Source organism: Pseudoalteromonas sp. 13-15, assembly GCF_001468205.2.
Taxonomy (GTDB): domain Bacteria; phylum Pseudomonadota; class Gammaproteobacteria; order Enterobacterales; family Alteromonadaceae; genus Pseudoalteromonas; species Pseudoalteromonas marina.
The window spans coordinates 93988-105845 of record NZ_CP019163.1; the positions used below are offsets into that span (position 1 = coordinate 93988).

An 11858-nucleotide genomic window follows, 5' to 3' on the forward strand; every position below is an offset into this window, starting at 1 on the left:
CAAAAAAGGGGCGAGTAATTGTTGGCTAAAATGTGTAGCGAAGCGAAACCGAGCCAACGATTACAAGTCCCGCTTATTTTGCTTGTTAAGTGCCTTTAGCACTCTTTGAAAAGCTGACAGTAACACTACTAACCAACCGATAAAAACAAATGAAATTAAAGCCCATCGAATATACTCCCAATATTGAGTCTTTGACTCAAGACTACCATGAGCAATAACTTTATAATTATTGTTGGTCAACCAACTAGGAAACTCACCTCTCTCCATTCTTCGTTTGTAATTTCCTTCCTCACCACCGCCAATACTTAACAATAAAGATGGAGATGGTTTGATTACCAACTCGTAATCTAATGAACCACCAGGTTTATGTATGCATGTCCAAAATAAGCATACTGTAGCGATCAATAATGTGACACAAAACTTCATAGGCACTTAACATGTTTATAGCGAGCTAATCGCGCGTATTTCTACCACAGCATCGCTTGTTTGTCTTAATTACTCATTTGTAACAAACTTCTTAAGCATTTGCTAATACTAATAAAATACAGTCGTTCTGGTTTTTAATGCAAGATAAAAACGAGCGATTGGGTCGTTTTCCTGACTATGCAAGCAATATACTTTGACGAAATTAAAAAGTAACTGTTAACTAAAGCTCTAAGTAGCCATTAATAAACGTAGGTGCTGATCGAAATATAATGACAAATACAACCAGCTATTACGAATAAGTGCCAAATTGCGTGACTGAATTGAGTTGTTTTAGCGCTGTAAAATAATGTGCCTGCGCTATAAAAAATTCCGCCAGCGAGTAGCCAATACAAAGCTTTTACATCAATGCTTGAATACAACGGATAAATAATTGCTAATGCAAACCACCCCATGAGTAGGTAGGTGGCTAGGGATATTTTTTTGTTACCATTTTTAACAAGTATTTTGTATGCAACACCTGCAATCGCAACGGTCCATATAAAGCTGAGTGTACCCCATGACCAGGCCCCCGATAGTGAGAGTAATAAAAAAGGAGTGTATGTGCCTGCAATAAGTAAATAAATGGCGCAGTGGTCACACTTTTTATACAAGGCACGCAACTTAGGTTGCACGCTCGCGTGGTATAGTGTTGAAGATAAAAATAGTATAAATAAGCTACTACCGTATATTGCGGTACTTATATTGGCTTTAGTGCTGGTTGCTTGGTTAAATAAATCCCACATAACAAAAACAGCAAAAAAAATACCGAGTGCGTGGCTTATAACATTGAGCTGTTCTTCTTTACGAGAATAAGGGGCGTCGAGTGACATTACTGCTCCTACCACTATTTAATTTTCGTTTAGTGTACAAGTGTACGCTGAAAGTTTCAATCACTGTATAAGTTAAAGCTTTTTCTTGATTTTAAACAAAAATAATTCACTATGGGTTGGCCTATTTACAACAAAACTCAAGTTAATAACCATGAAAGCAAATTTAAAAGCCGCATTACTAACAGCCATTATTTACCCAGGGGCAGGACACTTTTCGTTAAAAAAACATTTAATAGGTGCAATATTTGCTGGTGTGTTTTCGGTATTATTAATTTTAACGATGAAAGATATATTTGCCGTTGCACAATGTACAGCCAATGAAATTGTGGCAGGAAAAATACCGATGACCATCACCTCTATTTTAGGTGCTGCAAAAGAGCCGTCACTGGCATGTGCAAAACTTGCAGAGTACAAATATTTGCCACTTATGATAATTATTTGGGTGCTGAGTATGGTTGATGCCTATCGTTTAGGTAAAAAGTAAACCCAGGCCTCCCCATTTTTTTGTATTCACTTTTTTGTTATTTCAATACCATTATTTAAAGTTGTGTTTTTTTCGTAATGACTTTGTAATTCACCGTGCCATTTTGTATTTAAATTTTTTAGCTAGCATAAAAAATTAAGCATACCCCTATTTATTTTTTAACTAAAAAGTGGCTAAAAAATAAAATTACGTGGTTAAATTAACCTTCCCTGAATTTCAACAAATTAACCAGCTCATTAAAACTTTATTAATATCAGCGATTTAAACTTTATTTTCATCTTGGCACAACCCTTGAGTATATAACTACGTCTAAACAATACACAAACAAGGAATACCATTATGAAACATTCAATTAAAATCGCTATGGCTAGTTTATTAGTATTAGGTTCTTCGCAAGTAAACGCGACAGAAGTGGACCTAGATGTAACTGATATTTTAACAAACAGTGTAACTACCTACATTAAGCAAACCACCATTGAGCTTGAAAAATCTATAAAAGAAACACTTTATTTTGATACAAAATTAACACTGGAAACGTTAATTGAGCCTGCTGATTTAGTGAGTAATGAAGCGGCAGAAAGTAAAGACCCTGCAGTTAATAACGTAAAATAAGCAACTTAAAGGAATAAGGCGATGAGTACCGAGCTTGGATTATTTGCACTTATGTTGGCACCCGTAGTGAGTATTATAACTGCGTATATATCTGTACAAGCACTAAAGAGTATGGGTGGGTGGCTTAATATTTAACCAATTAAGTGTAATGCAATTAATTCGGTTTACTTAAAGCTGATCGACTTATTAAAAACGCACGTAAATAAAGGCAGTGTTATTGATAGAAGTAGACTTTATGAAACGTGCGATTTTCCCATTACCCATTTTTATTTTACCTGAAGGTTATACGCGTTTGCGTATTTTTGAACCTCGTTATTTAAACATGGTTAAAACCGCATTAAAAAATAACACGGGGTTTGTGCTATGTACGTTTGAGCATGACACACCTTTTAACATTAGCGCCCAAGGATGCTTGGTTGATATAATCGACTTTGACCAAGACGATAATGACGTGCTGCTTATTGATGTTTTTGCGTCTAAAAGTGTTCAAATAAATGATGTTTACCAAGACGAAGAAGAGCTTCGCCATGGTTTAATATCTGATTGCAAAACGCCTTACTGGTATAGCGATAAAAACAAACAAGTTGGTGAGCATTTTTTATTGCATGACGCATTGCGTAACGTTTTTTATGGTAACCCTGAACTTAACCTACTTTACAAAACAACTCACTTTAATAACTTAGCTTGGATAGCTGCCCGTTGGCTTGAGTTGTTACCTATTTCGATCGAGAAAAAACAACAACTTGCGTTCGAAACTAACTTTGATAACTTACTTAATTTCCTCCATACTGTAATTAATAACGAATTTGCCTAAATAATGTGATCTCGTACCATTTATTGCACGTATTACCTTTATCAAAACAATAATGGGATTAATTACTATGGTAAGTCAACAACAGTCAACTCGTTGTGAACCTAATACAGGTAAGTATACTGCCATGCCAGAAACGCCTAGTTCTGAACTTATGCAAGCATTACTATCGGTTGCACAAGACCGTGATAAAAAAGCATTTGCCTATTTATTTGAATACTTTTCACCAAAAATTAAGCGCTTTGGAATAAAGCAATTTGGTGTTGAAGCACAAGCCATGGAGCTTGTACAGGAAACATTAACGTCTGTATGGCGTAAAGCACACTTATACAACAGCGATAAGGGTGCTGCTACTACGTGGGTTTATACAGTAATGCGTAATGCGTCATTTGATATGCTTCGTAAAATGAAGAGCAATAAAGAAGAAAACATCAGCGAAGACATTTGGCCTTTAATTAATGATTCTGAAGACACAAATCACGAATACACTGACCATTTAGAAGACAAACAAATTAAACGCTACCTTGATAAATTGCCCATCGCTCAACGTGAGGTTGTTCGTGGTGTTTACTTTCAAGATATGTCGCAAGAGCAATTAGCTCAACAACTTAATATTCCAGTAGGCACGGTAAAATCACGATTACGTTTAGCCTTGCAGAAATTACGTAATGAAATGGGAGATCAGCATGATTAAACATCACCCGAGTGAAACACTACTTACAAAGTATTGTTCAGCGTCGTTAAGTGCCTCTTTGAGCCTTGCAGTTTCGATACATGTAGATATGTGTCCTGTTTGCCAAGAAAAAGTAGCAAAAATAGAAGCAAGCAACGCAGATGCTCTGTTTAGTGAAGACACCGAAACTTTTGAGCAACCAGTTAATAATCAATCTCAGTTGCTTGAAGAGTTTGATATGAATGTGCTTGACTTAATTACTGCAGACGATTCTGTAGACGAAGTGTATGAAGTAGAGCCAGTTAAAGTAAGTGTAAATGATCACAATTACCAACTCCCTCGTGCTCTGACTCGTATTTCGCACAGCAAGTTTACTCAAGTTGGCAAATTAGCCCGTTCACGTGTAGCACTAGATGATGGTGCATTACGTTCAAGTTTACTGCACATAGATGCGGGCGGTGAAATTCCTGAACATACGCACACAGGTTTTGAAATAACCCTATTACTTGACGGTGAGTTTTGTGATGAAGACGGACACTACGTGCCAGGTGACTTTATTTGGCAAGATGGTCGTCATCAACACACGCCAATAACAAAAGATGGGTGTTTATGCTTTACAGTTGTGAGCAGTGCGCTACATTTTAATAAAGGGCTAAGTAAATTACTAAATCCAATTGGTAATTTAATCTACTAAGAGATTACATGCAAAAAACTACAATAAAAATAGGTATAAGCGCCTGCTTAGCAGGCGAAAAAGTTAGATTTGATACAGGTCACAAAAGGTCAAACTTTTGTATGGACGAACTTGCAAAGCATGTTGAATACACACGCTTTTGTCCTGAGGTTGCGGTTGGCTTACCAATTCCTCGACCTACAATTCGCCAAGTTCGAGTTGGCGACACAATTAAAGTTTGCCGTCCTGATGGCTCCGGTGATGTTGGACCGCAGTTAACTGAATACGGTAAAAAGGTTGCTACTGAGCAAGCTAAAGAGTTGAGTGGTTTTGTATTTTGCGCCAAAAGCCCAAGTTGTGGCATGGAGCGTATAAAAATATACAACGAGGCTGGGACGGGTAACACCTCAGAGGGCGTTGGTTTTTTTGCAGAACAAATTATGAAGCACAACCCACTTTTGCCTTGCGAGGAAAATGGTAGGTTAAACGACATACACCTGCGTGAAAATTTTGTAATGCGTGTGTACGTTTTAAACAGTTGGCAGCAGCTTGTAAAAGATCCATTAAGTGTTCATCACTTAACGCAATTCCATGCAAAGCATAAGTATTTATTAATGGCACACAATTACCAAGCTTATCGTGAGCTTGGCAAGTTACTTGGAACCTACGCTGGTGATGATATAAACGCATTGGCTGATGAATACATTTTAGGCTTAATGACAGGGCTTAAAAAACCTGCATCTCGTCGTAATAACTGTAATACGTTAATGCATTTACAAGGTTACTTTAAAAAAGACCTTGCTAAGGTAGAAAAGCAAGAACTACGTGAAGCAATAGACGAGTATCGCTCTGGTTTAGTGCCGCTTTATGTGCCTCTTACTTTACTTAAGCACCATCTAAAAGTTCACCCTAAAGAGTACCTAGAAAAACAGGTGTTTTTTAATCCCTATCCTCATGATTTAAAACTACGATTTGGTATTTAATGAATACATTATTTTGGTTTAGGCGCGATTTGCGCCTTTTTTCGAATGAAGCGTTAATAGAAGCGCTAAATAATGGCGCTAAACACGCCATTTTTTTTGTTTGCGAAAAGCAGTGGCAACAGCACCAAGCAGCGCCAATACAAATTGATCTACTAAAGCGACGTGTAACTTATTTGCAAGAGCAACTTGCCAATTTCGGCATAACGCTTAATGTAATAAACGCTCCCAGTTTTAGTGATTGTGAATCTGAGCTACTTTCGTTTTGTGAAACTCATGATATTCAGCATATTATTGCTAATACAGAATATGAGCTTAACGAAGTAAATCGAGACAAAGCTGTTTTAGCACAGTGTGACAAACGTTCCATTACCTTTACATTATACGAAGGAGATTTAATTGCGCCTGTTGGTAGCGTTAAAAACCAAAGTAATGAAATGTATAAAGTATTCACACCATTTAAACGCGCATGGTTAAAACAGTATCAAGATACTCACTTTAGCCTGGCTCAATGGCCACTAGAGCAAAACCCTATAAAAATTGAAAAAAGCCAGTACCTTGAAAGCGATGGTAGTTCGGATAAATGGCCTGTTGATGATGAAACACTTTTAACCGTTGTTGATAATTTTATTTGCGATAAGTTAACAAGCTACGACGATCAGCGTGACATCCCCAGTATTAAAGGTACATCTGGTTTGAGCCCGTATTTAGCGCTGGGCATTATTAGCCCAAAGCAGTTGCTAATTAATATACAGCAACGTTACCCCGACATTTTGACTACATCAAAAAGTAAAACATTCACGTGGGTTAACGAGCTTATTTGGCGAGAGTTTTACAGGCATCTTATTGCAGAGTACCCGAAGCTCTCTCGTGGTGAAAACTTTAACGAGAAATACAATCCTGTTGAATGGCGAAAAAGTGAAAAAGAATTTAACGCGTGGTGCGAAGGTCGAACTGGTTACCCACTCGTAGACGCAGCTATGTTACAGCTTAAGCAAACTGGATGGATGCATAACCGTTTAAGAATGGTAGTGGCCAGTTTTTTAACTAAACACCTATTAATTGACTGGCGTGAAGGTGAGCGCTTTTTTATGCAGCACCTTATTGATGGCGATTTAGCTTCTAACAATGGTGGCTGGCAGTGGGCTGCAAGCACAGGGTGTGATGCACAACCGTATTTTAGGATTTTCAACCCTATTACCCAAAGTGAGCGCTTTGATCCAACAGGTAAGTTTATACGTAAGTATTTGCCTGAGCTTGAAAATGTGCCAGATAAACACATTCATTTTCCGCATACCTACTTAGCTGCAACGGGCAAGGGAAGTGAATGTTACTGGCCAGCAATTGTTGATCACAAAGCTGCACGTGAACGTGCGCTCGCTGCATTTAAGGTATGATATGGATAACCAGTTACCAGTAGATAAATTTGTTGATATTTACCAGCAACTTAATAGCTCTAATTTGGACTTATTAAGTGACATTTATGCCGACAATATTCAATTTATTGATCCGATGCACGAAATTAACGGCATTGAAAGTTTGCGTGACTATTTTGCAAATTTATATAGCAATGTTAAGCATTGTCAATTTGATATAACGGATTCGTTTGGTATCAACAACAATGCATTTGTTTATTGGACAATGCATTATTCACATCCCAAACTGGCCTCTGGCAAAACCATATCTGTGCAGGGCCACAGTAAGCTAATTTTTGATAATGATAAAATTGTTAAGCATCGTGATTATTTCAACGTAGGCGAACTACTTTACAAGCATATTCCAATTCTAGGTAGTGTGGTTAGTTACATTGATAAGAGGGCGGGCTAATTATGGTTACCTTAATTACAGGCGCAACGTCAGGTATTGGCGAACAACTAGCTATTAAATATGCAAAAATGGGCGACACCGTTATTGCATGTGGACGTAATACAGAAAAACTAGCTGAGCTTTCAAAACATAACAACATAGAGAGTTGTAAGTTTGATGCAACAAGCCTAAAAGATATTAAAGAAGCAACCATTGGATACCCACACTTTGACCGAGTAATTCTTAATGCGGGCAATTGTGAATACATAGACGACGCAAAAAACTTTGACAGTGCTTTGTTTGAGCGCGTAATTAATGCAAATTTACTGTCGGTTGGCTACTGCTTAGAAGCATTACTCCCTAAAGTTAAAAGCGGCGGTCAATTAGTTATTGTTAGCTCAAGCGTTACATACTTACCGTTACCACGCTCCGAGGCTTATGGGGCGTCTAAAGCGGGCGTAAGTTATTTAGCTAAAAGCCTAGCCGTTGATTTGATGGATGTGGATGTCACGTTAGTTCACCCAGGGTTTGTAAAAACTCCTCTGACCGAAAAAAATGATTTTCCTATGCCTATGGCAGTGACCGCTGAAGAAGCGGCAGATTATATGATCAAAGGAATAAACAAACGACGTAAAGAGGTACACTTTCCGTATCGCTTTACGCTTATATTAAAAGCATTGCGGATATTGCCTTTACCGCTTTGGCTTAAAATAGCAAAAGGATTAACCCGTTGAAAAAAATAGCAATAATAGGAACTGGTGTATCAGGTTTAACATGTGGGCATTTGCTTCACAAACACTACGATGTCACTTTATTTGAAAAAAACGATTACATTGGCGGGCACACTGCGACTGTTGACGTAGATGTTAAGGGCGTTAATTACGCCGTGGATACCGGATTTATTGTTTTTAATAACCGAACCTACCCTTATTTTGAAAAGTTACTTGCGCGTATTGGTATAAAAAAGCAAGAAACCCAAATGAGTTTCAGTGTTCATAATGAGGCAACAGGCTTTGAGTACAATGGCCATACCTTCACCAGTTTATTTGCACAAAGAAGAAATATTTTTAGGCCTAAATTTTGGCGCTTGTTATCTGACATAGTTAAATTTAACAAACTATGTAAAGCCATACACGAAAAAGGCGAATATCAGCAATCGCAAACACTCGGTCAGCTACTTAATGAAAATCAGTTTAACGACTTTTTTAAATATCATTATATTTTACCTATGGGCGCAGCTATTTGGTCTACTAGTATTAAAGAAATGGAAAACGTAGGCGTAGAGTTTTTTGTAAAGTTTTTCTTTAATCATGGCCTTTTAGATATCACAAATAGGCCGCAATGGTATGTTGTACCTGGTGGTTCACGTGAATACATAAACCCATTAATTAAAGGGTTTGCTGACAGAATAAAGCTTAACACTGATATTAAATCGGTAACACGTGCAAATGACGATGTAACCATTGAGCTTGCTAATGGTGAGCAGCACGTTTTTGACAAAGTTATTTTTGCGTGCCACTCAGACCAAGCACTCAAACTACTTGGTGATGCAACAAACCAAGAAAAATCAGTACTTGGCGCAATTCCTTATACTGAAAATTCAGTAGTACTTCATACAGATACAAATTTACTACCTGACAGAAAAGCCGCTTGGGCTAGTTGGAATTATTTATTAAATAACAATACCGACAAAGCAGCTGTTGTTACCTACCAGATGAATATATTGCAAGGTATTCAATCAGACACGCAGTTTTGCGTTACGTTAAACCACCTTGAAGGGATAGATAAAAGCAAAATATTGCGTGAATTCACTTACCATCACCCTGTTTTCAACAAAGAGTCTATTGCTGCGCAAGGGCTTAAACAAACGATCGATGGTCAAAATAATAGTTATTTTTGTGGTGCCTATTGGTACAACGGCTTTCATGAGGATGGTGTACGCAGTGGTGTAGATGTGGCAAGGCAGTTAGGGGTTGAATTTGACTAGTGCTGTTTATTTAGGCGATGTTAAGCATCGCCGTTTTGCTGTTAAGACTCATCATTTTAGTAATCCACTTTATATGATGTGGGTTGATCTCAACAACCCAGAGCAATTGAACAATAAGCATAAATGGTTAGGTACGTCTGGTTCAAAAGCATTAAAGTTTAACGAATCAGACTACTTTGTTAATAAGCCCCACAATAATGATGCGTCAATCATTGAACGTGCAAATCATCAGTTATTATCGCTTGGTGTAACTGAGACTTTTAACCATGTATACATGCTTGGACAGCTCCGTTGCTTTGGTATTTACTTTAGCCCAGTAAACTTCTTCTTTTATGGTCATAGCGACAGTGAATTTAAGTACATGGTGGCTGAAGTTAGTAATACGCCATGGAATGAGCGACACTACTACTTGATACCACTAGAAAAAAAAGTGAACTTTAAAAAAGTCTTTTCCGTATCACCTTTTATGAACCTCGATATGAACTATCATTGGACAATTAGGTTAACGCAAGATAAAACATTGATTCATATTGAAAATAAACGGGATGGAGAATTGCTATTTGATGCTACTCTTCGATTAACCCGCAAAGAACTGACTGAAAAAGAAATGAGTCAGTTGTTAAAACGATTCCCAGCAATGACGTGGACAATATTTAAAGGTATTTATTACCAAGCGTTGAAGCTGTTTATAAAAAGAGTGCCTTTTTTAGGTCATTCTTAAAAGTCACAAATTACATACAAGCAGTAATAAAAATAATATAGGTGTTCTAATGGAAAAAGTGTCTAGCTTAAATTGCGAACAAAACACAGGCTGGTTTACAGGGCTTTATAAAAAATTAGTATTTAAAGCTTTTTCTTCAATAGAAACAGGGCAAATCACCGTTATTGATGAAGATCTGCAGCTTGTTTTTGGAGATGCATCATCCGACTTAAAAGTAACGGTAACAATTCACGACAAAGCGATGTACAAGGCGTTTGCATTATCCGGAAGTGTTGGCGCAGGCGAGTCTTACATTTTAGGTCAATGGAGTTGTGACAACTTAACCCGACTAATTGAGTTATTTGCTATAAATGAAAAACAGTTAGACGAGTTTGAGAAAAAATTCGCTTTTTTCAGCAACATTGCCCACAGACTAACTCATTTAAAAAATAAAAATTCTGAGTCAGGCTCTAAAAAAAATATAGTTGCTCACTATGATTTAGGTAACGATTTATACGAATCGTTTTTGAGTAAAGAAATGCTTTACTCGTGTGCTGTTTATCCATCAAAAGATGCCAGTCTTGAAGACGCGCAGCAGTACAAATTAAAGCGCATATGTGAACAAGTAGAATTGCAACCTGGCGATTCCGTTATAGAAATTGGCACTGGATGGGGCGCATTTGCCATTTACGCAGCAACACATTACGACTGCCACGTGACGACTACTACAATATCTGATGAGCAACATGACTTTGTTGCAGAAAAAATTAAACAGTTAGGCTTAGAGAATAAAATTACGCTTCTTAAGCTTGATTACAGACTACTCACGGGCAAATACGACAAACTCGTTTCGATTGAAATGATTGAAGCGGTTGGCCACGAATATTTACCTAGCTTTTTTACCCAGTGCGGTTCGCTACTCAAAGACGATGGCGCAATGTTGATACAAGCAATCACCATAAGCGATCAGCGATACAAGCACTACCTTAAAAATTCAGATTTTATTCAACAGTATATTTTCCCTGGTGGGTGTTTACCCTCATTAAACGAAATGAGTGAGCAAATCAAAAATAACACCGATATGGTTATCCATACTGTTAGTGATATTGGAACGCATTACGCAAGGACGTTAGCTGACTGGCGTGAACGCTTTATCAAAAGTTGGCCAGATCTAGACCGCACAAAATTTGATGACCGCTTTTATAGGCTATGGTTATTTTATTTTGCGTACTGTGAAGGCGCATTTAGAACGCGTGCAACCAGTACTGTACATTTAATGGCGCGTAAACCTCGCTTTAGTAGCAATGTAGATGAAATTGCACTCGCTTATTAATTTTGTCTTGTTTCAAGCAGTGTGGTTTTTATCATTACTGCTTGAAGGACAATCACTTTTATTTAGCGCTGGCATCATTGTATTAATGTTTTATTTGTCAAAGCAAAAAAAACAAGATGCATTATTGCTATTTAAAGCGCTTCCTATTGCTTTGCTACTTGAATACATAGCGGTGGAGCTTGGTCTACTTTCATTTAAAGTTGATCCTTTTCCTATTTGGCTGGTACTTCTATGGGCCGCCTTGCTCCTTTCATTAAATACATCGATGCATTTCTTAAGTCGATTAAGACTCTGGCAGGTATTTGTTGTTTGCCTTATTTTTGCGCCAGCTAGCTACTGGGCGGGTGCACGTTTTAACGTAATTAATTTAGGCTTACCGCTATGGCAGTTTTGGGTAGCCTACGGTGTTATTTGGTCGGCGGCCTTCACGTTTATTGTATTTATAAACCAAAAAATTAAGTCGATTATTTTAGCAAGTTAAAATTAGTTTACCCTACTATTTTT

Annotated in this window: 14 protein-coding genes; 13 read left to right on the forward strand and 1 reads right to left on the reverse strand. The window is 37.6% G+C overall.

All coding sequences use genetic code 11. The features are described from left to right. Nucleotides 1-665: 665 nt before the first annotated feature. Entirely contained in the window at nucleotides 666-1295 is a 630-nt protein-coding gene (gene trhA / locus ATS72_RS15955) for a PAQR family membrane homeostasis protein TrhA (protein ID WP_039037401.1), read from the reverse strand. A gap of 151 nt (nucleotides 1296-1446) precedes the next feature. On the opposite strand from trhA, the gene ATS72_RS15960 reads away from it, so the two are divergent. The 13 genes from ATS72_RS15960 (at nucleotide 1447) to ATS72_RS16020 (ending at nucleotide 11835) form a co-directional block, all read left to right on the forward strand. After that, the gene (locus ATS72_RS15960; protein ID WP_008129213.1) at nucleotides 1447-1779 is read left to right on the forward strand and encodes a hypothetical protein; all 333 of its coding nucleotides are present in this window, start codon (nucleotides 1447-1449) and stop codon (nucleotides 1777-1779) included. A 339-nt stretch (nucleotides 1780-2118) separates the two neighbouring features. Then, entirely contained in the window at nucleotides 2119-2391 is a 273-nt protein-coding gene (locus ATS72_RS15965) for a hypothetical protein (RefSeq protein ID WP_006794865.1), read from the forward strand. A 235-nt stretch (nucleotides 2392-2626) separates the two neighbouring features. Beyond that, entirely contained in the window at nucleotides 2627-3205 is a 579-nt protein-coding gene (locus ATS72_RS15970) for an LON peptidase substrate-binding domain-containing protein (RefSeq protein WP_074210178.1), read from the forward strand. Between the two features lie 67 nt (nucleotides 3206-3272). Then, nucleotides 3273-3896, forward strand: a complete 624-nt coding sequence (locus ATS72_RS15975; protein WP_008129206.1) for a sigma-70 family RNA polymerase sigma factor — start codon at nucleotides 3273-3275, stop codon at nucleotides 3894-3896. Beyond that, entirely contained in the window at nucleotides 3889-4569 is a 681-nt protein-coding gene (locus ATS72_RS15980; protein WP_058429228.1) for a ChrR family anti-sigma-E factor, read from the forward strand. The genes ATS72_RS15975 and ATS72_RS15980 overlap by 8 nt, the downstream gene beginning before the upstream one ends. An 8-nt stretch (nucleotides 4570-4577) precedes the next feature. After that, nucleotides 4578-5531, forward strand: coding sequence for a YbgA family protein (locus ATS72_RS15985; RefSeq protein ID WP_058429229.1), 954 nt, complete (start codon nucleotides 4578-4580; stop codon nucleotides 5529-5531). Next, a complete protein-coding gene (phrB, locus tag ATS72_RS15990) occupies nucleotides 5531-6925 on the forward strand; it encodes a deoxyribodipyrimidine photo-lyase (protein WP_058429230.1) in 1395 nt (464 codons plus the stop codon). The genes ATS72_RS15985 and phrB overlap by 1 nt, the downstream gene beginning before the upstream one ends. A gap of 1 nt (nucleotide 6926) precedes the next feature. Continuing rightward, nucleotides 6927-7355: a nuclear transport factor 2 family protein gene (locus tag ATS72_RS15995; RefSeq protein WP_006794850.1), complete on the forward strand. Its 429-nt coding sequence runs from the start codon at nucleotides 6927-6929 to the stop codon at nucleotides 7353-7355. Between the two features lie 2 nt (nucleotides 7356-7357). Further along, the gene (locus ATS72_RS16000; RefSeq protein WP_058429231.1) at nucleotides 7358-8068 is read left to right on the forward strand and encodes an SDR family NAD(P)-dependent oxidoreductase; all 711 of its coding nucleotides are present in this window, start codon (nucleotides 7358-7360) and stop codon (nucleotides 8066-8068) included. Beyond that, nucleotides 8065-9321, forward strand: coding sequence for an NAD(P)/FAD-dependent oxidoreductase (locus tag ATS72_RS16005; protein WP_058429232.1), 1257 nt, complete (start codon nucleotides 8065-8067; stop codon nucleotides 9319-9321). The genes ATS72_RS16000 and ATS72_RS16005 overlap by 4 nt, the downstream gene beginning before the upstream one ends. Next, nucleotides 9314-10042: a DUF1365 domain-containing protein gene (locus ATS72_RS16010; protein WP_008129195.1), complete on the forward strand. Its 729-nt coding sequence runs from the start codon at nucleotides 9314-9316 to the stop codon at nucleotides 10040-10042. The genes ATS72_RS16005 and ATS72_RS16010 overlap by 8 nt, the downstream gene beginning before the upstream one ends. A gap of 49 nt (nucleotides 10043-10091) precedes the next feature. Beyond that, nucleotides 10092-11354, forward strand: a complete 1263-nt coding sequence (locus ATS72_RS16015) for an SAM-dependent methyltransferase (RefSeq protein ID WP_058429233.1) — start codon at nucleotides 10092-10094, stop codon at nucleotides 11352-11354. Beyond that, nucleotides 11332-11835, forward strand: a complete 504-nt coding sequence (locus ATS72_RS16020; protein WP_058429234.1) for a DUF2878 domain-containing protein — start codon at nucleotides 11332-11334, stop codon at nucleotides 11833-11835. Before ATS72_RS16015 ends, ATS72_RS16020 begins: the two co-directional genes overlap by 23 nt. Nucleotides 11836-11858: the final 23 nt, after the last annotated feature.